Source organism: Lysinibacillus sp. NPDC048646 (genome assembly GCF_050272295.1).
Taxonomy (GTDB): Bacteria; Bacillota; Bacilli; order Bacillales_A; family Planococcaceae; genus Lysinibacillus.
Window position 1 is genome coordinate 373,959 of record NZ_JBNNLZ010000003.1, and the last position, 22,526, is coordinate 396,484.

The window sequence follows — 22,526 nt, forward strand, 5'->3', positions numbered from 1 at the left end:
TGTATTTGGAATAACTCGTTCTTCTAAACACTACTTATTTGTCATTTAAATATATCATTCATAGTATTCCCAATTAGTTCAGGGAACTTTACTTTCCAATTAAATTCCAATAAACTATAACTAATATCAAGTGTCATAAATTTGAACCATTCACGTTTTATGGTCATACAATTTAAAGAAGAATAGAGGAATCAGAGAATGGAAAGATTCGATATGAGTTTTAATAATAAAATCGTCAAAGTTTGGTTCTTAACTGTTCTACCCGTTCTTATTCTATCCATTGTCTTTATGTTACTGTTACCGATTGAAAAAACTTTTTTCATGAGAGTAATTCTAATTGTAACAGTGGTGAGTCATTGGATATGGGCTATCATCTATGCTAAAAAAACGAGATCATCATAATTAAAAAATCTAGGAAATTGATATAAGGAGTCTCTCTTATGGAAGAAGTAAAAGTCGTCTATGCTTTAATCAAAAATATAGAAAATCAAATTCTTATGGTGCATAATCACGAAGGTCATTGGTCACTACCTGGTGGGAAAGTTGAGGCTGATGAAACGCTAATTGAAGCAACTATTCGGGAAACATTTGAAGAAACTGGCTATAAAATTGTAATAGGAAACCTACTCGCGGTAAATGAATCAAAGTTTACAAAGCGAAATCACCATGCCTTATTTTTTACTTTTGAGGCACAAATCGTAGCTGGTGTAGAAGAAATAAAATTACCACTGGAAATTTCGCAAATCGATTGGGCAGCTATTGAAACGGCTAATCTTCGGATGCCTTACTATTCTGAAGGGATCGAAAAACTTTTAGAAAACCATGCCTTTTATAGCAACCAAGGAACAATATAACACTTCGCAAGAAGTACAATACGGATAGAAATATTGGTCATGAAACATGATCTACAGTTAGCTGTGGTGTAATTATAGAGAACAAAGAAGAAATCTCTGTAGCATCGTTCAGATGAAGACAATTGTTGTACCCCTGGCGGTATGATGGAAATAGGAGAATCGTTTGAACAAACTGCGATAGAAAAAAATTTTAAAAAACTGGCTTTGTGGTTAATAACTTGCTTTGTGGTATACCCAAACTATGATTAAGTATTTAGTGTTTAGTGTTCAAATGATTTTTAAAACGTCAGATTTTCGATAAGAAATATTTAGATTTACCTCTAAGATTGGGTTGAACATCAGGCATTAGAAATTATTAGTTGAGATAGACCTCACTAGAAATCATTACGTCGCATCACTCTATTCAATGCTCAGAAGCCACTAAAATCAAAAAAAGAAGAAGACGTCACTCAGGCGCCTCTTCTATTATACTATCAAATTCTAATATTTCGCCTTCAACCTTCGTTTTTTCAAGAACTTCTAAATACTCTTCTTTTCTGTCAATGAGTCGTTCATGTTGCAATTTTTGATACGAAAATAGAAAATCATTACTAACTGCTTTTCCCATAAACTCACCTCATATAATAGTATTAGATAACCCCATTATAGTATCGGTAATATTTTCTGACAATTAATTTTCAACATTTGATTATATTGAACCAATTGTAAAGAAGTTCAAAAGACTTGAAATGAGTAGACTCGTTTTGCTATGCTTCAGCATTTTTTTAACTGATACAGGCAAAACGGGCTGTCCCAAAAGTCCTTCAAACAACAACGAACATTTACTATGGTAAAAATAGACTTATACTTCTACAGGTAAGGCACGAGCTACATCGCTCCCTGCTGGGTCTCGTGCGCTTGCTTTTTTGCTCCTGTCGCTACTTTTCGCTCACTCTTTCGTCGCAAATACGATTCCCTGGAGTCTAGGCGTTTTATTTACCTTTATATCAAAAAAATAGTATACCAGGAGTACTCCTAGCACACTATTTTTAATTTTGGGACAGCCCCACCGAAATAATGTATTTCATTAGTGAAAAAATGGTAGAAATTTTTCTTCTACTACTTTTTCGCCCGCATGCACCCACTTACTTTTATCATGGATTTGAGCATCTTTATCAAGAGGCGTTTGGAATTGACTAGCTCCCGTAGCATCTAGCAATGAACCCTCATCATAATCTAATCCTACATTCGTCACATGTTTGATGACAAAAGGGGTCTGAAAGCGAATCTGCGCATTATAAAAATCCAACTCGCCCTCTGTTACGATAAACGGTACTCGCAAATAGATCGTTTCGCCTGCCTCCTGCCATAAAATCGTATCGAAACTTCCCTTGTCATACTCCCAATTACCTCCGATTGTAAACCCATGCCTTTCAATATGATCTCGTAAATAGCCAAAACCTATTTGTTTTCCAATAATATTTGATTCAAATTGTAACAATTGTATTCCCCTCCTTATATTCAAAATCAGTCTATCCTTAAAAAGGGAAATACAAACCATTATTACTTACACTAAATGAACCCGATTTTCTAAAGAGACCGGTATAACCATTAATTGCGAATATTTATAATATGTACTGATTGCTACATTTAAATAAGCCGAATTAAAAGAAGAACGCAGGCGTTGTAATCTTTTGCGTTCTTTTACAATGATGACGATACATATTCAAATTGATTTGGCCATTGTAATATTCGTAATTTCATAACCCATTTTTTCGTATAAGCCACGTGCAATTTTATTATGACCAAAAACGTGTAAACCAATTTTGTTCATACCCATTCCTTTAGCGACTATTTCTACTTCTTTCATCGCTGCCTTAGCATACCCTCGTCCCTGATATTGTTCATATATGATAAAATCATAAATAAAACCTTCTTCAAGATTTGTAGGCGACTTTTGTGAAATCCAAATCATTCCGACCAAGGTATCGTTATGAAAGATTGAGAATAAATAATTTAAATCAGTTTTTTCATCTTCTGGTAACAGTCGCGTGAAGGATTCCCTAGACAGTTCAATTGCTTCATCTACATGCCAATTTCCAGAAGCAATCTTGTCTTTCGCGTAGTCTTCGATTGCAAAGTTAATATACTGTTGAAACTCATCACGGTTCATAGGCTTTATTGTAATCATTTATTTCCCTCCTATTCTTTTCGAATTTTAACATTCTTTCAAATAGTTGTCATTTAACTTTCACTTTTTCAATTTCAACTACATACATAGCTTCTGCACTTATTCTTACATATTGATTTTTTGATTCCCTACAATAGCCCTCCTTTTTCAAATACTCTTTTAGTTTTGATTTTTTCACAAATACTTTTTCTTTAACTTGCTGTTCACATTCTTGACCATCTACCCTTTTCGTAATGGACATCAGATAAATTTTATTCATGTAACATCCCCCTTAGCTTACTTAAGAATTTTTATAAAAAATGTTTCAAAAATCCAAAAATAATTAAATTTAACTTTCAATATTATTATTTCAAGGTAGAGAAGCCAACCCTAGAAAAGTTGTTTCCATCTATAAAAAACATGAAACTATTGTGCCGTGTGTGGTATGGTAAATTATCTACAACTAATGATTAGAAGGTGAAGACCATGCTAGAAGTAAGTGACAGTAAATTAGCACAATATGTTGTACATCAAGTAAGTGATAAACTTGTTTTAGGTGAAGAAGTATTCTCTCAGCCAGAGGTCATGCTAGAAGCAGCCTTTACACAATTAGCATTTAACAAACTTGATATGGAGCAGCAGTACGAATTTTTCCACGAAACGGATATTGGATTAAATGAAGTATATACATATGTGAAGGCGATTTTCGATTCTGAAAATAGTTTCCTTGAACAGTCTAAGCATACCGCCACACACTTACAGAGTGTATCTGGGCATCCTCATATTAAGAGTGGAGAATTATTCATAGGATTATTCGAAAATTGTTTTATGTCTACAGAAGTAACAAAGGTAATTGCCATTGTAAAAATTGATGAAAAAGAAATGTTTTTAGATGTGAAAAACGAGCAAAATAAAATGATTGTCAATGGCATCGATGGTATTAATGTTAAGAAAGTCAATAATATGGCTGTTATCGTGGATATGGGGGCAGACGAGGCACCTGCTGTCTTTATGAAAACGAAAAAGAAAGAGGATGTTGTTTACTGGCAAGAGCGTTTTTTAAAAATTAAGGTAGTAGATGAACATTATCATAAAACAAATTTAGCGTTAGTAGAATGTAAAAAGTATATTTTAAAAGAAGAGAATTTTACGAATACCGAAAAATTAGGATTTTTAAACAAAACACTCGATTATTTTAGAAATGAAGAAGAATTCCAGGTAAATGATTATATGGAAACGGTTTTCGAAGAGGCCGATCCAGTACAAAAGGATATTATCGTGAATTCGGTAAAACCATACGAAACAGTCATTTCCGAGAGTGGGATTGCAAAGGCTGAAAAAAGTTATAAGCGTAAAATCAAACTCGATTCCAACATTGAAATTCAAGTGAACGTTCGTGATATCGAGCAAGTGCATGAACTGATTGAAGTCGGCTATGATGAAACAACCAATCGAAAATTTTATAAAATCTATTTCCAAGAAGAAGTGTAATCAATAGCATCCAAAAGACAATTGATTCCCGCAACTCGTAGAAGAGCTGTGGGATTTTTTCTATTATAAAGATATGAATATTTCTTGTAGATATGTCCTACTGTGCAACCATTTTTCTTCGACATTTCCCCCGAGTGATTTGGCTTTAATCTTATATCTACCTATGCCGTTTTACATTCCCCCATATCTAATCTTAATACAATTCGAAATAGGCTCCCTTCTTACATGTGCGGCACCTACCTTGTTTGTTAAATTGCTAATACTTAGATTTAGTGTACTGCACGGTTAAGACACTTTTAATTTTCAATGTCAAACACCTAGTAGTGATTCATATGTAGCGCATAATATGGTAATGTACCTAGTTCATATAATTTTTTTATTTTTCCATTGATTAGAAACACACTATAAAAGGAGGGAAGTTTTTCATGGGATATCAAGGCTATGGCTGTGACAGCGGTAAAGGTAATGATTCAACATTCGTTCTGATCGTTGTCCTATTCATTCTTCTGATTATTGTTGGCGCTAGTTTCATTTGTTAATTTATTGTGGCTTCAAGTTCTTTATTTAATAACTCTTTGATCTCCAACTCTAATTCTTCGATTTTTTCTTCTTTCATAATAAAAAGTTATATGCATGAAATCTCTCTCAACTTACTTTAATTTTATTTGCTATCTCAAGGTACGAAGCTACAATAAATTCGTATGGGATTGAAACGCTATTGTTGGATTTCCTCGTTGTATTCTTGTCAATCCTGTCATTCGAATGATTATCTTAATAACCGTCCTCATGCCTCAAGTAATAAAAAAGAGTTCGATCAGACTAAACAAACAGCGTCTGTCTTGGCACACATTTTCTAAGGTATTCGAAAAGCGCATCAAATCCTCGATATTGAAGGGTTTTATGCGCTTTTCAGCTCGTGCAAACTTATTCTTACCGAACAACAATACGTAGTACTAGGAGGGGATTTAATTTTCGATAGAACCTTGTTATTGCTATGTTTTCAACAAAAGCTGTCTAGAAAAAAATTGAATAAATAAGTATTCTATTTATGTGCATCGATAATCGCCTGCTGTGCATGGTTGATGTGTGACACTTCGTATACAAGCGACTATTTCAAATTGGGGAACCTAATATTTCTCCCTCTCTTATCTCTTAGCAAGTACATAAAAAGACATATTGACGTGTCTCTTTTCAAAAAAAGAAGCTCAATGTTCAAATTAATGTTATTCTTAGAAAGAAAATTTTAAAGTGAGTAGGCGAATAAACATGATTGAGGTAAAAACATCTCCATTAAGTGATGGAGAATTTAATAGAGGGGTATTTGCTACGAGTGATTTCAAAAAGGGAGAGCTTTTACATGAAGCACCTGTTATTTCTTATCCAAACGAACAGCACCAGCACATTGAGCAAACCTTACTGGCTGATTATGCTTTCGAGTATGGGATAGGGTATTCTGCTATCCTTCTTGGTTATGGAATGTTGTTTAATCATTCCTATGAACCTAATGCAACGTATGAGATTAATTTTAAAAATCACACATTTGACTTCTATGCTTATACAGATATAAAAGCAGGAGATGAAATTCTCATTAATTATAATGGTGACGTTGATGACAAAGATGAACTGTGGTTTAATAAGGACTAAAAGGATAACAAAATAAATCAGACCTTTACCGAATCGAACATAATGAACACAATTATATTCAAACACCTGGATATGGAATTGATTTAGATATTGACGATAAAGGGAAGGTCTGTATTATTGCAGCAAGTGTAACCCCTGTTTCATTATTTAACAAGCTGGTTCTCCCCCTCCCAGCGATGGTAATGGCAGTTGCCTCCTTGTTATTTCAGCAGGAGGATTGAAAATCGTACTAGCCTTGACGTAATTGCGTGATGATTGCTAACAAGTTAGTGGAAATTCGGGTGTCTCAAGAAGCATGAATACTTTGTTATTTAGGGGTAATCCAGGGCGTACTTGCTACTGTATTAACTATAGAATTTAACATGTTAACTATGGGCAAAATGTTGGTAGTTAATATATTTGCTTTTGCACTAGACAAACATGATTTTTTATAATATAATAAATGTAATAAGATCGTTTTTAAGAAACTATGAATTCACATATTACAAAGAGTAATCGTGTATTATTAGGTACTTTTTGTAATATGTGAATTTTTTACTTTCGACGTAATATGATATTATTTAATAAAATTAATGGAGGTCATTTAAATGACACAACAAGGTACAGTAAAATGGTTTAACGCAGAAAAAGGTTTCGGTTTCATCGAAGTAGAAGGCGGAAACGACGTATTCGCTCACTTCTCAGCTATCCAAGGTGACGGCTTCAAATCACTTGACGAAGGTCAAAAAGTTGAATTCTCAGTAGAAGACGGCCAACGTGGACCACAAGCTACAAACATCGTAAAACTTTAATTGTTAATGATGTAACCATAAAAAAGAGGCATCCTTTCAGTAGGATGCCTCTTTTTATATAACAAATTTATCATATTGTAATGGGGAGACAGGTTATTGCATTCCCCTATAACAGTAGAATGAATAAGTGTTTTATACTTCTATAAGTACATATTTTTTATCTAAAACATCACTATTATAGAGTCTTTTAACTAGTGAATGTTAAAGATAGAGCATTACGTTAATTTACAATCCTTTGGTTATATGCAACCCACTTTTCCATCTCTCTCTCCACTGCTCGATTTTGCCATTCAAACCATATACCAAAACATTCACTACAATGACTGTCTACTCCACTTTTTTTATGCTGATCTTTACATGTAAATAAAGTCTTTTTACGACAACTGTAACAGTAAATTTCTTTATCTTTATAAAATTCCATAACGTTCAACCCTTTTTTACACATATTTATTACCACTTTTTATATAAATTATTCTAATTTACAAAGTAATCATTATGGATTCACATTTTGTAGGTAGCCATTTAGTGAACATGCTGAAACAAATAAGAGCGCCCGCTTCCACTTGGCTAGACTGAATTGATTCGAACGACAAAGGTGTCCTTCGCCCTTTGTACAGCAGAAGGGAAAAGTAGCACCTTGTTCTTTGCTTGTTATTCATAGTGGTTTAGAACTCATTGCATCGGCTTTTGTAACGGTCTTATTGCACACTCTTAACCCTCTTTTCCACCTTCACATTGACTGATTGCCAAAAGATCTTACTCAACCACTCATTGTTAAAGCACATCCTTAAGAATGATTTCAAAACCTTTAAGCTTGTAGTTTTGTTTGATCCACTACCATTTAAAAATCCTCCATTTCGTTTGAATTGGAAGATAGTTTCGTTTCTATTTGCACGTCATTTTAAGGGTATTGAACCTCTCACGACTGAAGTCACGAGTGTTCTCGTCGAATCCATAAAAAAGGGATTCTACACAGCGACCGATGCCCTCTGAATCCCTAATCTCTCACAAATCCAATTGTATCAAAGGTTTGTGACTGATTTAATACCGACCCATGTGTAGATTATTCAAGCAAAGCTCCCTTTCGTTGAAGAGACAATATTAATTAGAGATAAATGGTGCTTTTGACGTCCCACCTTCCCCGTCCCACCGATTATAGCGATCTTATAAGAATTATCCATAATTTACCTCCAAATAAACATATTAATATGTATACGACCAAATTCTCTTTTAGATTCAACTATTTCGTTCTTTAACTAAACTCCTTGGTTAGTAAATCAGTTTCATTTGAATAATTTTTTCCATTGACCATAAAAGCAAATATCTAACACTGCTTCACAGTAAACTTTCGATTGTGGGCGACTGTCACATTCATTTAACCAATATTTTAAAAAAGCACTAGACGCTCTCCTTATGCTTTTTTTGCTGTAGTCGAAGTCCACCAAACAATTCACCGACTTAATTATACGGGGCAACAATACCAGTGGTCACTTTCGTGCGAGCGGACTTTTTATTGTCTTATTTCTCAAAATCCGTAACATAATTGTTTTTTCAAAAGGAAATATTGATTAGGTGAATACCGTGTCTCGATTCTACATTATACATACTCTAGATTATAGAAAGGAGGGATTTTTATGGGATACTCCGGAAATGTAGGTAATTATAATAGTTACTGTGGAAACTATGGCATGGACTATGGCAAGGATAATAGTTCAACATTCGTTCTAATCGTTGTCCTATTCATTCTTCTAATTATTGTTGGCGCTACTTTCATGAATAAAGGATATTAATATTTCCAATTTTTAAGTGTAGAATAATTAAGCTTTAGCTTCATTTCAAATTATAAGTAACAGTGAAAGGTTAGCGCCTCCATTATTGGCAACAATCGATAATCTCCATAATCCCTTCTACAAGCTATCATAATAGAAGTTTAATGCTAATCTACCAGCTTAGGCACTTCTGTTATGACGAAAGGGTCGCTCCCAGCCTGGTGACCCTTTTAATAGTTTTTCCTCCAAGTATTCCGTAAACTGCTTCCAAATCTTTTCACGGTTTACGGAATAGCTATGCACGTTAGTGATATATAAAGGTACTAACATTCATTCTCCTTTTGGCTCACACTTATGAAACTAAGTTTATATACAACAAAATTAGACATAGTCTACATTGACAGGTCTTAAGTTCTATGACCGCGATTCAAATTATCCATTTAAATCATGTTCGATGAAAACCCTGTATGAATTTTAGTAAAATTTTTCTTTTTGCCATTAATAATTTGTTTTCATTGGTGCTTCTTATTGAGCTAACAGTTTGAAAAAGGAAGATACTAAAATTGTGGAGAATGTTATTCTTAAACTGAAATTATGAAAAAGAATGAACTAATGTATGAATTTATTATATTTAAATTATAATAATCATTAAATTAATGGTAATTTATCCCATTTGCTTTAGGTCTTGAGATGATAGCGTAGAAGATTTATTAGCGTAATTAGAACCCTTTATAATTAACATTTGCAGGCATTAAAGCATCCATTTGTATAACAACACATTATTCATAAGGTTCAAATTCAATTGATTTTGCTTGGTACATTTTATCCTTAAACATATAGGTAATTCGAATATCGCCTATATATCCACCAGCTGAAGAAATTTGACCTCCGATTTTCGCAATAAGTTGAATGTCATTTATTTCAAAGTTGATAATATTGTCAAAGTATATATCCGTAAATAAATGTTCAGGTTCAATATTTAAAGGTTTAATATCGATTGTATATTTCTTTTTACCAATACTAATATTAGCAACTAGCTGGCTTAGTTAATAAAGGGCAGCATGGAGGGATTATATGAAATTACAATTACTTTGGGTTATATGGGGTACCTTAATGTGCACCTATGGGGTGTCTTTATTTATTAAATATTTTCAAAGAGTTAGTGAAGGATGGACTATAATCCTTTATGCCTTATTAGGGAGTTTATGTATTGTAGGAATTTTACTAATTATTAGAGCAATAAAAATGAAAGAATAAATAACGGCGGCTATATTTAATCATTTGCCCCACAAAAAGACCAGGTTCACGAATTGAGCACCTAGTCTTTTTTTCGTTATTTTAAAATTTAAATTTCAATATATATTGTTTCGGATAAATGTATTCCTGAATAACGCTATTCGCAGCGATGGTATTTCTTAAAGTTCCGCTTATATATCGCAAGTGATCTACCTCCCTCTAATCTACTTGTTGTATATGAACTCTGTGGGCAACTCCAAGATCCGCCAATTTCAACATTCAACCCACAAAAAACGCCTAAAATCCAGTATTTATAAGGTTTCAAGCGTTTTTCTTTTGGTTAAATATCAACCTGGGATTTGACCCCCACTTCAATATCTTTCCGTCAATAATTATCGTTCCAGCTGGAGTTATTTAAGATTTATAGAGCAGTATTAGCCAAGGGATTAATGAAGGGACGTTATGATTATTGGATTCAATAGAAAAAGGGCCGGATTCGTTCATTTGTTAATTTGAGGGTATTTGCATTTTAGGAGACCTTAACTCGATACGCGTCTAATCAATGGCCGTTCTAACTATGCAAACTGAAATGGGTGTTTTTATTTTTATTTGTTAGTTTCGTGAATTTAACATCATTTGAAAAATATATAGGAATGGATATTCTTTTAGTATTTGGCATCTGTTTCTTGTGGCGTATGAGGGGAATATAATTATTCCGGGATATATAGTGGATGAGGTTGAAAAATATAGTTAATAAAAAACATCCACTAATATTATATTCCAGCGTTTTTTAGATTTCACTTGTTTGACCAGGGTAAGACGTTAGAATTGTACTTGCCCATACCTTTACATAATCACCAACTTCTAAAACTTCTTTTGTCGATACCCATATTGCATTCACAAACTGAGGATTCGCTTCATTTAAATGAAGCGGCTCATTGCTGACTACTAGGTATCTTCCAGATGCCGCTGCTGTTATATATCCCTCAATCGTTGCCGTATTTAGCACTGTACCCTTGTCTTTTACTGTCGTACCACATCCAGCTGAAAAGAGCATAACTATACATAAGAATACCAGTCTTTTCAAAGCACTCCCTCCATTTTCAAAGTAGACGCATCCATTTTTAATAAGTTACACCTGTTCTTCCAATTAGTTGAAGGATAATTCTAAATCCATAATTTAACCCCCTCCCCCTCTCGCGTGGAAATAGGAACCTTTATAAACCTGGACAGAACACCCTCACTCAGGTCCCTATCTTTCGAAAAAAATTCAAAACTTTTTACCCGGAGGTTATTACCATTTTTCATCTTGCGTCCATTTGTTGACTATACGTTCATCACATGAACAGATAGACATTTCATTTTGTTTATTGAGTTCTAACATGTGTTCAGGCAATTTAATTAGCTTTGCTGATAGTTCTGTACAATCATTAGAATCAATCCTATCCAACTCATCAGCCAATGCTCCTGCATGATTTACAATTGCTCGTAACTTTAATTGCACCTTATCGGTGTCCATTTCAAGTGATACTGTAATAGCTTTTGCTTTTATCATTATTTATCCCTCCACAATTAATCTTGTCTAACTGGAATATATTGAATATAATAAATATCAACTAAATAAAAAGACGGTGAAAAGATGCCAATATGTATCGAGATAAGGCTCACTTTTAGTGAACTCTTACTGTTGTTATTTATTATCAAAATCTTCTTTTTATAAAAAGGAAGGTGGCAATGCTAACAAAGGCATTGTCATACGGTAAAAGTAACAAAATACATAATGGCATCTTTTCTTTATTTAAAAAGGCATAATTAAAAGCCTACACTCAATTGAATGTAGACCTATGTAGTCTCTTGTATTTTTTCGTATTCCATTTTCACAACATGGTCAAGGTTAATTAGCCGATTATGAACATAACAATATTTATCTCTATTTTTGGTTGCTACAAACATATTAGCCCAAAAGACATCAGAAACGTTTAATACATCCTTTTCTCCAGTTGAGTAGGTAATAGTCACTTGAAGCTTTTTAGGTAATTTTTTATCACTTACATCTTTAATGAAGACTTCTAGTTCTTTAAAGAATTTATCCTTATCCAATGTAACCCCTCCATCATAATATATTGATGGAATAATTTTAACACAAAAAGAACGTTTGTTCTCTTTTATTTTACAATAAAAAGCCACACCCATTGGATGTGACTAGATATCTATATTTTATTCAGGTGTTGATGTCTCGATGGTTTCACCGTTATTACAAATAAGACATTTAGCTTTAAATTCTATACTCGTTGAGAGTTTCTGTAACATACTTAATTCATTAGCTAACTTCTCTATTTCAACCAATCCTTCACTTTGCAATTTAGTAATGACATGCTCTAGTTGTTTTAAGGATTGTTGAATTACAACTATATCCTCTTTGTATTTCCCTAAAATATTTTTAGTATCTAATATCTCACTTTGAATGTTTGAGTTTTTAAGCATTGATTGACTCTTCCTTTCTATCTATAAAGGCATCATTAGGATGTAGTTTGACACTAGAGATATTAATAAACATCTTAGGACATGAAACCATCTCTTATTGGATTTAACTATTATAAAGATGTTTAACTTTTTTAACAATATTATTTTCATATAAAAAGCCACACCTTGTTAGATGTGATTTAATACATTGGATTAATCAAATGTTAAAATATCTTGTTTTACTACTACCTTATAAGCATCTTTAGTACTAATTAAAATCGTTTTATAATTTTCTGTTTCAGTAAATGAATACCAGGACTTCTCATTGAACCCGTTAGAAATTTCTTCTGTAAATGTTTCTTGTCCAATATTAGCCTTGATTTTATATTCTTCTTCACGACTTTCGTCAAAGTAAAACTTCACTGTATATTCATAATCCATTAGTCAACACCTCCATTCTACCTACATGATAGTATTAATGGAATGTATTGTAATTATACAAAGAGACTACCGATTCAGTAGTCTCCAGCGCTTCTTTTCAGAACACACGTACAAGCGAACGTGCTTATTATTGTAAGGAAATTTGATTAACGCATTTCCGTAAACGCTTAGACATTCAGATATCCAAACAACACTTGATCATTACGCGCATGTATGAAAAGAGATGGCAGAACGAGATGAAGAAATAGCAATCAATGTTTATTCATCGAATTCCCTTAAACACATATAGAATGGAATAATATTAGCGTCTATAATAATCGTATATGGAAGGAAACGAATCCAACCTCTGGTGACTGTTTATATGTGTAGAAGTGCTCTTTCAAGGGTCTACAAAATCTCACACTTAGATGAGATTTGCAAGAAATTCACACTAGGAAGTAGTCCAGAGAAATTAAAAATTCACGAAATGCTTAATCGAGAAGAAAGACTTTTTCCATAGTAAAAATACATATCGGAGGGGAAATATGAAAACAATAGCAGTTATTGGTTCATTATTTTTTTGGGATAATATAAAAGAGTATTTTAAAGAATTTCCTAAAGTGCAATTTATCCATTTTCCTTACACTATACCTGAAGAGAGCATTGATTTAATTGATGGAGCAGCCTCCAAATCAGATATTTTATTATTTGCTGGCTCCATCCCTTATTATTATTGTTATAAAAAAATACAAGCACAAAAAATGCAAGCAACTTATATTCCTGTCGACGAATTATCGTTATCGATTTCATTATTGTCCATTACACACAGCCAAAAGATCGACCTAGCCAGTATATCGATTGACTTGCCAAACAAGGAAAGCTTTTATCAAGTAATAAAGGAAGCGGGAATACGAGCTGACCCCATTTTTTTAAAGGACTACGCTTGGGTGTATGCGCAACAACGAGAAATAAATGATTTTCAAATTGAGGAATATATTCACTTCCATAAAAATTTATATGAAGCAGGTAAAACGAAGCATGTGCTGACTTGTTTACACGCTGTATTTGTTGCTTTAAATCAATTAGGAATCCCTTCAACCTATATGGTTGATAGTAAACATACTTTTGTATCAACAGTATCTAAAGCGATTGATGCATACAAATATTCTTTATTGTCGTCATCACAAATAGCTGTTGTATCCATTTCTAGTCGAGAGAAATCACTTGTAAACAACCATTTATTCTTAGAAAGTATAGAAAAAATAAGCAAAATCTTTAATGCGCGAGTTTCACAATCACAAAGTGAGCCTTTTGTAATTTATGCCACACGAGGAGCTATTAGAAAATCAAATATTGCTTATTTCCAATCCTTAATTGCTCAACTGGAAAAGCAGTTTGAGACATTTTTCAAAATTGGTATAGGAATTGGTTATTCTCTCTATGAAGCTGAGATTCATTCATCGCAGGCTTTATTTTTCACGAATAAATTTAAAGATCAAACATCTGTTTTATGCCTAGTTGACGAAGAAAGTCGATTACGCGGATCACTCTTTGAGAATGAGCGAAAAATCTCGTTATTGAATAACGATAAACAAGTTTTAGCGTTAGCTGAGGAAATAAAAATGAGTGCAAAAAATTTAAAATTAATGAAGCAGTTTATTAGCATGAATAATAATCGTCCTTTTTCAGCAGCTGAATTAGCAGAATATATGAACCTTTCCCGTAGATCTGCTGAACGAATTATTAATCGATTAATGGATAACGACTATTTATTATTAACCGGTGAAGAACATCCATACAATCAGGGCCGCCCTAGAAAGGTTTATAAAGCAACAACGCAGTTAATTTCTAAAATAACAGAAAATTAACACTTTACAATAAATTTAATCTATTGTATATTTATTTTCAATTAACGACATATAACGACAAAAGGTTTAAGAAGGGAGACATATAGAAGCATTAAGGAAAACATGAGAAACATTATGTCGAAAGCACGAATATCTGGTATTTATATAGGGGTGTATATATGGAGAATGAACTAGGTAGAAAAAAGAAGAGTTGGCTTAAGGTGCCTCATACTTATACAATCATTTTTGCTATTATCTTTCTTGCAGGTATTTTAAGCTATATTATTCCTGCAGGTGAGTTTGACCGTGTAGAGGATAAAGAAGGTCGAATGCTTGTTGTAGATGGCAGTTATCATCATATTGAAAGTAATCCTGTGTCATTTTTTGAGATGTTTACAGCAATTCCGATGGGTCTTGAAAAAGGGGCTCAAATCATTTTTTATATATTCTTAGTAAGTGGTGTATTTGGTATTATTCGTTCTACTGGTGCTATTGAAACTGGCGTTTATAAAGGGGTTAAAGCTTTAGAAGGTAGAGAAAAATTACTAATTCCATTATCTATGATTCTATTCTCTGTTGGTGGTTTTACAATGGGGATGGCAGAGGAAACGATTATCTTTGTACCAATTGGTGTAGCCATAGCACGCGCAATGGGCTTCGATGCCGTAACAGGGACTGCCATGATAACACTCGGTGCTGCCAGTGGTTTTTTTGGCGGTATGTTAAATCCATTTACAGTAGGTGTAGCGCAATCTTTAGCTGATGTACCTTTATTTTCAGGGATTGGCTTCCGGGCAGTCGTCTATATTTTTGTGCTAGGGTTTTCAATTTTCTACGTGTCACGTTATGCCTTTAAAGTAAAAAAGAATCCGCAAGCGAGTGTCATTTATGAGATTGAACAAAAGGCAAAAGCCAATCATTCGATTATCGATATTCCTTCATTAACGTGGAAACATAAACTAGTGTTTCTTGTGATGGCATGTGGTATTGGTTTTAATATTTATGGTGTTTTCAACTGGGGTTGGTTTTTAACGCAATTAACAGCATCCTTTTTAATTATGGGGATAATTGCTGGTCTCATCGGGGGGTTAAAACCTGGTTCGATTTTCGATTCCTTTATCGAAGGGGCAAAAGCTGTTACATTTGGTGCTTTAATTGTCGGCTTTGCACGCGCAATTACTGTTGTGCTTGAGCAAGGGAAAATTATTGATACGATTGTTTATGCTGCGTCCGAAACGATTGGTCATTTACCTCATGCAATCAGTGCAATCGGAATGTTATTTATTCAAGCGATATTGAATTTATTTATTTCATCTGGAAGTGGTCAGGCGGCAGCAACAATGCCAATCATGATCCCTATTACAGATTTACTAGGTTTAGAGCGTCAAGTTGCTGTATTAGCATTCCAATATGGGGACTCTTTAACGAACTCTATTATTCCTACTTCATCTGCCCTGATGGCATATTTGGCAGTAGCAGGTATTCCTTATGAAAAATGGATAAAATTTATTTGGAAGATGATTCTTGGATGGGCAGTCATCGCATGTATTGCATTAATTGTAGCCGTAGCTCTAGGAATCTCTTAGTATCAATTTAGGTGAACAGGTTGTGAGGAAAGTAGAATCTACATTCCGTAGTGAACCCCAAAAGTAGACTTTATCCAGAATGGATTTCTCCATTCTGGTTTTTCTTTTATGCAGCCAATCTTTCACGATAGGTGACTGGGCTACATCCAAATTTACTCTTTATTCGCTTGTAATTGTAGTAGTAGATATACTTATCAATCGCTTGTTTCATTTCTTCAAATCTAGTATAGATAACTCCGTGATACATTTCTTGTTTTAATAAGCCGAAGAAGTTTTCCATTGGCGAATTGTCTAAGCAGTTTCCTTTTCGAGACATGCTTTGGAATATTTGATTGTTCTTCAGTAGATTGACGTATTGTTTCATCTGATATGTCCATCCCCGATTTGAATGAAAGGTTCGACAATACGGGCAATCGGATGTTCGTTCTATTGCCTCTAGTTGAGCGTCATGAATTGCTTGTGCGTTCGGTCGTTCAGATAATCGATAGGAAATGATTTCACCGTTAAACATATCTAGATAGGCGTCTAAATAAGCCTTCTTAATGGTTACTTTTCCATCTTTTCCAGTAACGAAATACTTGAATTCAGAGGTATCCGTTGTCAATTTCTAATGTGGAATGGATGTATAGAATCGGCGGTGAATACGATTCTTCTCAACGGTTCCATCGGTACCTTTGTATGTACTATATTTGCGAGATTTTCTCGTAAACTTCACGCTTTGTAGACCAAGTTTCCGCTTAATACGCTGAATTTTCTTATGATTTACAATGATTCCACGGTCACGCAATTCGTCATCCATTCTGCGATAACCATAATTGCCATCGTTCTCTTCAAAAATTTCTTTCATGACACGCTCAATTTCCTTATCGGGATTTTCTCGATCAAATCGTTTCTGCCAATACATATAAGTCGCTTTAGGGAACTTCGTCGCTTTTAAATTGAGTAGTGTAACCTGCATGTCTTTCCGTTTCCGAAGAGAATCAAATCCCTGTGCAGTCACCTGCTTAACCCTCCTTCTAACCACTCCATGACTTGAAATTCCAAATTGAATAACTAAATGCCTATAACCGCCCTCACCTCGAAAATAAGCTTCAACAACTTTCTTTTTAAACTCATAATCGTACTTTACCAAAATTAATACACCCCAATCGTTAGATTTTGGTCTAACTTTTGGGAGTCAGTTCAAATTGCTTCAATTGCCTCTAATATATTTATCTTTTACTTGTTTTATTTGTTGTCCTACGAGTTCCCAACGGTCGTCCATTATATCAATATCTTCAATATCAACTTTTCCAAAATGTTCCTTGTACGCATCCTCCCTTGCATCTTTAGTAACCTTTTTTAAATTCTCCATTTCATGTTTAATAATAGTTGTTATCCATGAATTTTCAAATCCTTCTAATATCAATTCAGAATATATTTTATCATGTTTCTCTAAAAGTTCATTTCTTTCCTCTATCCGCTTATCTCTATTCTCTTTATTTATATGAAAATCTTCTAAGATAACTTTATATTTTTCCAATGTTGATGCTAAATCAGTCAATTCCCTAAGATTCTGTTGAAGATGTACATCTTCTTTTAACTTTGCTAAAGTCTGCTTCAATTTTTGTTCTGTTTTCTTAACAACCTGTTCTTCAAATACTACAACCATGTTCAATTATTCGTCGCCCCTTCTTTTTAAAAAAACATAAATTTTCCGATGCCCGACTATCAACCATAGGAGATTTATGGCTCTGTTGAAAATTAATTTTATAAATTATTAACCACCTTAGTACAGTATTCTTCCCAATAATTTTCATTGTCTCCCCATATATCATGTAACCATATGTACATCAAAATTACTTCAAGAAACTGCTTCTTCCCTTTTATAAAAGGCTTCCTTGAAATTTTGGTGTAACGAGTATTTAGATTAAAGAGATTTGTTTTTTGTTTATAATCATAAATATAAGGCTGCCAATTTTCACCGGTTTTAATTTTATGTTTTACTGGCCATAAAGAATCATCATCAGAAAAACGTAATAAATAATTGGAAGCAAACGCCCAAATATTCACTTTGTGTTTACTCCAAGTACTTTCCAGCCATTCATTTATATCCTCAGTCAAAAATATCGAAGGATTATTTAACTCTTTTTCACTTTCAATCCGATGGTAATCTTTTATTAAATTGAATAACATCTCTGTCTGACCTTTTAAAAATGGGTTCTTTTTTATAAGATGGGCATAACAATCATATGAACAAGTCCTAAATTCATGTTCAGTGTTATACAAAAGAAAAAGTTCCTCTTTTTTTAAAAAACTTATAATAGAACGATGGATTTGCTTTTCATGAACATCATAAATATCGACAAGCCATTCTTGAACAGCATCTTCATACTTTTCCAATTGATTTCTAAATTTTACTAACCTTTCTTCATATAAGAATGTTTTTTGTTCCATCTCCTCAATATTCAAATATTGATTAAAATATTCAAAAACATAATTCACACAAACACGTATATTTTCATTTTTTGTATCAATATCATATTCATTTATTTTATCTTCTCTTTTTCTTTTTGAAATGTATTCTTCAAGAGAAAACATTTTCATCACATCCCTCTTTATTTCTTCCAAAACCCTATTGGTTATTGTTCTTAAGAACAGTTGCTCCGCACTATTGAAATTCCCATTTTCTTCAAAACTCAATCGAATCAGTGATTCTTTTATTATTTTGTAACGGGGCAAAATCCTCATCAAAGCACATATAACAATAGCCTGACTGGTCATATTTGAAAATGGCTTTTCTCTCCTCAATTAATCCTTCGGGGGTAATACTATACGCACGAACTCTTTGTAAATCAAATTCATTATCGTGATAACGGTAAACCATTAAAACATTCGACTTTTGAATTTTATTCTTTCGCAGAATCAATTCATTTAGATAATCTACCCTATCAGCAGATTTAATGTATTGTATACCTATAACATTATGTGGAATATATCCTTCTTCTGTTTGCGAAAATAGCTTTTCTATTGTTTCAACATCTTTTTTCGGGATACTCTCCCTCTCCAAATGTAAGCCAAGATATAAAAAATGTTCATCATCAAATCGGGCATCACACTTCCACCAAGATAAATCCATTGGTCGGGAACGCCCTTTTGATTTATCAAACTTCGAATCTTCAATGAATGCATCGAAGCCAAGCATTTCTCCTAATTGAGCAAAAAAGTCAATTTCCCTTTTTGTGAACATAGAAACATTATGTAAATGGGATAAGTTCATTCTGCGATAATTCCTTACATACCCCTCGAAAAATTGCATGAGATTGAAATAATATTTATCCATAAATACCTTCCTCTTTATATAAAATAATATTAATTGAAATTTCAAACTTCCGTACTTTAATTCTATGTTATTATTTGATATTAGAAAAGTCTGCATAAAATATATAAATTCTATGGAGGAATAGCGATGCCAAATACTGATTGGACAAAACTCAATTCTTTACAAGTAGGAAAATACGCTGAGTATTTTGCAAAAATGGAATTTGCTTCGTATCGATTAGAAGTTTACACAACAGAGGTGGATGACAGGGGTATTGATTTTATTATTAAAGATAAGAATGGTCGTTTCTGTGAAATACAGGTTAAATCTCTTAGAGGCACAGGCTATGTGTTTATGCAAAAAAGTAAATTCGACATTACGAATAAAAACCTATACCTGGCTCTATTAATCTTTAATGTTGGTGAAATGCCTGATGTTTTTCTTATTCCTGCACAAGTATGGGAAGTACCGAATGAAATATTTGTTGACAGAAATTACGATAAACCAGAACAAACAAGTAAACCTGAATGGGGAATTAATATATCTAAAAAGAATTACTCCATTCTCGAAATCTTTAAATTTGAAGATTCAATACAAGATTTTTTATAATAAGTACATATGAATTTAAACTTTGTACAACCATAATAAAAATAACCACCCCAAAACTTTGCAAAGCAAAATAGGTGGATGTTCTCATGAAAAAATCTATTTTAAAATTTTCGAGCAAAAACTAAGCCTCAATTATAAATGCTGATTATTCATTTACATATTAGAGGCTCTTTTTAACTCGTTTTTAAAAAATCTTATCAAAATTTGAATAAACAACAGATAATATTCTTATTTTACGTTCATTCCGCATTCATTTTTTTATCTACCTCAACATACTTACATATTCCTGCTCTAAGCAGAATTTGCACATCTAAATAAGCTTCAGCAAACTCCAACTCTAGTATAGGCTAAGTCCTGTCCAACTAGTGCAATTGGTCCTGAGCTAATAAACGTTGCAATTGAAAATGCATAGTTTGCTACTGAACCGCCTCCCAAAAGTTTCCTGTGCTTCATACGTAACAACGCTGATTGTTTTTAACATCTAATATACAGTCATTCTTTATCCTCCTTTTGTTCATCTAACATTTTTCGTAACAAGGCTTTGGTGTCATCGGAAATAAGTTCTAAGAATTGTTGTAAACCTATCGCATGTAAACCGAGCAAAAGCATTGATTATCAATCGGTAACTTCAATAACTTATGATTTTTTAAAATTTCCCCTTCTAAAACCAACGTTTTTTCATCAAAATCAATATGTTTTTCTTCAAGTTTTCCTAAAGTATTTATTCTAATCCCAGTTTTATACATTGTTAATATTGCAACAGCATCTCTTTGACCTATAAAAGTATTTAAATCTAAAAGGGAAATCAATAATTGTACATCTTTTTCATTTGCCCCAGCTTTTACTTTTTTATCGACTTTGAGGTTCACATCTTGCCAAAATTTTGACTCATACCAACCATTTATATAACATTTACTTAGGAATGACTTAAGTGCTTTTAATCTCGTCAATTTTGTTTGTTTTGATACTTGCATGTTTTCAAGCCAAGAGTAAATTGTATCTAATGTTTATGTCATTTAAAAACGTAATAGTCTGTGCATCTTTTAAGTGATTTACAATTGTTTCATAGTCTTTTATTGTTCGAGGTCGAAGACCACTGGAAATCATTTGTCTTTTCACAATTTGAATCGCATCTTTTATCATTTTTGAATTATTTTTTCCATGCTTAACAGTTGCCTCATTCTCAAACTTTAAAAGGTTTAAATCAACTTCTACTTCAAATAATCCCGACTTTTTAGTCATAAAAAAAATCCTCCATTCAAGAATTGATTGGAAGATGATTCTGGTCTCGTAATAAAATCACAATGGTACAAAAAAGGGATAAAGTCATCCAGACCGAAGCCCTGACCGTATCCCTAATTCCTCTCAAACCCTTATACCCCAAGGCCTCAAACCCTGTTTTTTGACGTCCCAGGAGGACGTGTATTATTGAACTTAAAACCCTTTGATATCAAGGGCTTAGTTTATTTTTGTGTAATATCTGTGTAATACCATGAAAATGTGTAATTTCAACTAAAAACTTATCCATTAGCATGTATTGTAATACTAACTTTTTAGACCACCCATCACGGAGTGGTCTTATTTGGCAAATTTCTAAAAATCATTTCCATGAATAATTCAGGATTGTTATCAAATCCTTAGTTTTTCTTTTATTAATTTATGACCTCTTTAAAGCCTATTCGATGAATGATAAGACGATAGCCAGAGTATCCTTCTTCGTCCAGAAATTGCTCATATTCTCCATAGACAATTATAGGTGTATTGTTTTTATATGCGTGCTGCATGTTTCTGATAATTTTTTCTTTCACGTCAGGGTTAGCGCCCTGAAAGTGACAATTTATAAGCACAGAGTATTTACTTAGATAAAAAGATATAGTGCCATCACTATGCTCTTTGAGTCCATCTGTAAGAATACCGGCTGTCCACAATAGAGGATAATGCTTTGCATAATAATCATCCCCCATTCCTAGTTCTGTACGCAGCACATTTGTATATTTATCTTGATCCTCAAAAGTAGAGTCCAGCTCTAACGTATCAAGACGTATTTCTCCTACGTTGTCATACTTTTCAAAACTAGAATCTTCTCCGTCTAAAATGTCCGACTCTTTAAGTTCTACTACAGTTGATTGATTTTCTCCGATAGCAGTATACTCATGTGGTATCATATAATCTGAGCCGCCCCGTTCCTCTAGTCGTTCTTTCGCTGCTTCCAGATTGTCTTCACTGAACATAGACTCTACCAGTTCTTGCGTATAAATTTCCTTTTCAACTTCACCCATAGACTCTTCTTCTATCCCAGAACTACACCCTGTAATAACTATAAATAAAAATGCGACAATTGTAATAACAACGCTTTTTATTTTCAT

The 22,526-nt window shown here is 33.3% G+C and carries 27 protein-coding genes and 1 pseudogene; 11 read left to right on the forward strand and 17 right to left on the reverse strand.

What is annotated here, in order from left to right; translation table 11 throughout:
• The first annotated feature begins 198 nt into the window (after nt 1–198).
• Together ACQKII_RS06360 and ACQKII_RS06365 are read left to right on the forward strand one after the other, a co-directional pair.
• Complete coding sequence (locus ACQKII_RS06360; RefSeq protein WP_427457382.1) at nt 199–402, forward strand: hypothetical protein; 204 nt, start codon at nt 199–201, stop codon at nt 400–402.
• Nucleotides 403–440: 38 nt separating this feature from the next.
• The gene (locus ACQKII_RS06365; protein ID WP_427457384.1) at nt 441–854 is read left to right on the forward strand and encodes an NUDIX hydrolase; all 414 of its coding nucleotides are present in this window, start codon (nt 441–443) and stop codon (nt 852–854) included.
• Between the two features lie 445 nt (nt 855–1,299).
• Here ACQKII_RS06365 and ACQKII_RS06370 read toward each other — a convergent pair whose 3' ends face one another.
• The 4 genes from ACQKII_RS06370 to ACQKII_RS06385 all read right to left on the reverse strand — a co-directional run bounded on the left by ACQKII_RS06370 (nt 1,300) and on the right by ACQKII_RS06385 (nt 3,283).
• The gene (locus ACQKII_RS06370) at nt 1,300–1,461 is read right to left on the reverse strand and encodes a hypothetical protein (RefSeq protein WP_167395919.1); all 162 of its coding nucleotides are present in this window, start codon (nt 1,459–1,461) and stop codon (nt 1,300–1,302) included.
• Between the two features lie 459 nt (nt 1,462–1,920).
• A complete protein-coding gene (locus ACQKII_RS06375; protein ID WP_427457386.1) occupies nt 1,921–2,334 on the reverse strand; it encodes a YugN family protein in 414 nt (137 codons plus the stop codon).
• 225 nt (nt 2,335–2,559) lie between these two features.
• Nucleotides 2,560–3,024 (reverse strand): GNAT family N-acetyltransferase, encoded by a 465-nt coding sequence (locus ACQKII_RS06380; protein WP_427457388.1) that lies wholly within the window; start codon nt 3,022–3,024, stop codon nt 2,560–2,562.
• Between the two features lie 49 nt (nt 3,025–3,073).
• The gene (locus ACQKII_RS06385) at nt 3,074–3,283 is read right to left on the reverse strand and encodes a hypothetical protein (protein ID WP_427457390.1); all 210 of its coding nucleotides are present in this window, start codon (nt 3,281–3,283) and stop codon (nt 3,074–3,076) included.
• A 206-nt stretch (nt 3,284–3,489) separates the two neighbouring features.
• On the opposite strand from ACQKII_RS06385, the gene ACQKII_RS06390 reads away from it, so the two are divergent.
• The 6 genes and pseudogenes from ACQKII_RS06390 to ACQKII_RS06415 all read left to right on the forward strand — a co-directional run bounded on the left by ACQKII_RS06390 (nt 3,490) and on the right by ACQKII_RS06415 (nt 9,955).
• A complete protein-coding gene (locus tag ACQKII_RS06390; protein ID WP_427457392.1) occupies nt 3,490–4,494 on the forward strand; it encodes a hypothetical protein in 1,005 nt (334 codons plus the stop codon).
• A gap of 428 nt (nt 4,495–4,922) precedes the next feature.
• A pseudogene (locus ACQKII_RS06395) lies at nt 4,923–5,033 on the forward strand (YjcZ family sporulation protein); the annotation flags it as partial.
• Between the two features lie 727 nt (nt 5,034–5,760).
• A complete protein-coding gene (locus tag ACQKII_RS06400) occupies nt 5,761–6,138 on the forward strand; it encodes an SET domain-containing protein (protein WP_427457394.1) in 378 nt (125 codons plus the stop codon).
• Between the two features lie 587 nt (nt 6,139–6,725).
• On the forward strand, nt 6,726–6,929 hold the full coding sequence (locus tag ACQKII_RS06405) for a cold-shock protein (RefSeq protein ID WP_053582012.1): 204 nt from the start codon (nt 6,726–6,728) through the stop codon (nt 6,927–6,929).
• 1,634 nt (nt 6,930–8,563) lie between these two features.
• A complete protein-coding gene (locus ACQKII_RS06410) occupies nt 8,564–8,719 on the forward strand; it encodes a YjcZ family sporulation protein (protein WP_427457396.1) in 156 nt (51 codons plus the stop codon).
• Nucleotides 8,720–9,772: 1,053 nt separating this feature from the next.
• Nucleotides 9,773–9,955, forward strand: a complete 183-nt coding sequence (locus ACQKII_RS06415; protein WP_427457398.1) for a hypothetical protein — start codon at nt 9,773–9,775, stop codon at nt 9,953–9,955.
• 769 nt (nt 9,956–10,724) lie between these two features.
• On the opposite strand, the gene ACQKII_RS06420 is transcribed toward ACQKII_RS06415, so the two are convergent.
• The 5 genes from ACQKII_RS06420 to ACQKII_RS06440 form a co-directional block, all read right to left on the reverse strand.
• Nucleotides 10,725–11,021, reverse strand: a complete 297-nt coding sequence (locus tag ACQKII_RS06420; RefSeq protein ID WP_427457400.1) for a DUF3221 domain-containing protein — start codon at nt 11,019–11,021, stop codon at nt 10,725–10,727.
• Nucleotides 11,022–11,228: 207 nt separating this feature from the next.
• Entirely contained in the window at nt 11,229–11,489 is a 261-nt protein-coding gene (locus ACQKII_RS06425; RefSeq protein WP_427457402.1) for a hypothetical protein, read from the reverse strand.
• Nucleotides 11,490–11,776: 287 nt separating this feature from the next.
• The gene (locus ACQKII_RS06430) at nt 11,777–12,034 is read right to left on the reverse strand and encodes a hypothetical protein (RefSeq protein WP_427457404.1); all 258 of its coding nucleotides are present in this window, start codon (nt 12,032–12,034) and stop codon (nt 11,777–11,779) included.
• A 117-nt stretch (nt 12,035–12,151) separates the two neighbouring features.
• Complete coding sequence (locus ACQKII_RS06435; protein WP_427457406.1) at nt 12,152–12,418, reverse strand: hypothetical protein; 267 nt, start codon at nt 12,416–12,418, stop codon at nt 12,152–12,154.
• Between the two features lie 192 nt (nt 12,419–12,610).
• Nucleotides 12,611–12,838, reverse strand: a complete 228-nt coding sequence (locus tag ACQKII_RS06440; RefSeq protein WP_427457408.1) for a hypothetical protein — start codon at nt 12,836–12,838, stop codon at nt 12,611–12,613.
• 524 nt (nt 12,839–13,362) lie between these two features.
• Here ACQKII_RS06440 and ACQKII_RS06445 point away from each other — a divergent pair.
• Together ACQKII_RS06445 and ACQKII_RS06450 are read left to right on the forward strand one after the other, a co-directional pair.
• Nucleotides 13,363–14,685: a MarR family transcriptional regulator gene (locus tag ACQKII_RS06445; RefSeq protein WP_427457410.1), complete on the forward strand. Its 1,323-nt coding sequence runs from the start codon at nt 13,363–13,365 to the stop codon at nt 14,683–14,685.
• Between the two features lie 158 nt (nt 14,686–14,843).
• Nucleotides 14,844–16,250, forward strand: a complete 1,407-nt coding sequence (locus tag ACQKII_RS06450; RefSeq protein ID WP_427457412.1) for a YfcC family protein — start codon at nt 14,844–14,846, stop codon at nt 16,248–16,250.
• A 106-nt stretch (nt 16,251–16,356) separates the two neighbouring features.
• On the opposite strand, the gene ACQKII_RS06455 is transcribed toward ACQKII_RS06450, so the two are convergent.
• The 5 genes from ACQKII_RS06455 to ACQKII_RS06475 all read right to left on the reverse strand — a co-directional run bounded on the left by ACQKII_RS06455 (nt 16,357) and on the right by ACQKII_RS06475 (nt 19,572).
• On the reverse strand, nt 16,357–16,854 hold the full coding sequence (locus ACQKII_RS06455; RefSeq protein ID WP_427457414.1) for a transposase: 498 nt from the start codon (nt 16,852–16,854) through the stop codon (nt 16,357–16,359).
• 3 nt (nt 16,855–16,857) lie between these two features.
• Nucleotides 16,858–17,250 (reverse strand): IS3 family transposase, encoded by a 393-nt coding sequence (locus tag ACQKII_RS06460; protein ID WP_427457416.1) that lies wholly within the window; start codon nt 17,248–17,250, stop codon nt 16,858–16,860.
• A 192-nt stretch (nt 17,251–17,442) separates the two neighbouring features.
• Nucleotides 17,443–17,907 carry a hypothetical protein gene (locus ACQKII_RS06465; protein WP_427457418.1) on the reverse strand — a complete coding sequence of 155 codons (465 nt, stop codon included), beginning with the start codon at nt 17,905–17,907 and terminating at the stop codon, nt 17,443–17,445.
• 92 nt (nt 17,908–17,999) lie between these two features.
• Complete coding sequence (locus tag ACQKII_RS06470; RefSeq protein ID WP_427457420.1) at nt 18,000–18,932, reverse strand: hypothetical protein; 933 nt, start codon at nt 18,930–18,932, stop codon at nt 18,000–18,002.
• The gene (locus tag ACQKII_RS06475; RefSeq protein WP_427457422.1) at nt 18,922–19,572 is read right to left on the reverse strand and encodes a hypothetical protein; all 651 of its coding nucleotides are present in this window, start codon (nt 19,570–19,572) and stop codon (nt 18,922–18,924) included. The genes ACQKII_RS06470 and ACQKII_RS06475 overlap by 11 nt, the downstream gene beginning before the upstream one ends.
• Nucleotides 19,573–19,698: 126 nt before the next feature.
• Between ACQKII_RS06475 and ACQKII_RS06480 the strand changes: the two genes are divergently transcribed.
• Nucleotides 19,699–20,160 carry a DUF4365 domain-containing protein gene (locus ACQKII_RS06480; protein ID WP_427457424.1) on the forward strand — a complete coding sequence of 154 codons (462 nt, stop codon included), beginning with the start codon at nt 19,699–19,701 and terminating at the stop codon, nt 20,158–20,160.
• A gap of 581 nt (nt 20,161–20,741) precedes the next feature.
• Here ACQKII_RS06480 and ACQKII_RS06485 read toward each other — a convergent pair.
• From ACQKII_RS06485 to ACQKII_RS06495, 3 genes are all read right to left on the reverse strand, one after another.
• Entirely contained in the window at nt 20,742–21,134 is a 393-nt protein-coding gene (locus ACQKII_RS06485; protein ID WP_427457425.1) for a hypothetical protein, read from the reverse strand.
• A 4-nt stretch (nt 21,135–21,138) separates the two neighbouring features.
• Nucleotides 21,139–21,402 (reverse strand): hypothetical protein, encoded by a 264-nt coding sequence (locus ACQKII_RS06490; protein WP_427457427.1) that lies wholly within the window; start codon nt 21,400–21,402, stop codon nt 21,139–21,141.
• Nucleotides 21,403–21,812: 410 nt separating this feature from the next.
• Nucleotides 21,813–22,526, reverse strand: a complete 714-nt coding sequence (locus tag ACQKII_RS06495; protein WP_427457428.1) for a hypothetical protein — start codon at nt 22,524–22,526, stop codon at nt 21,813–21,815.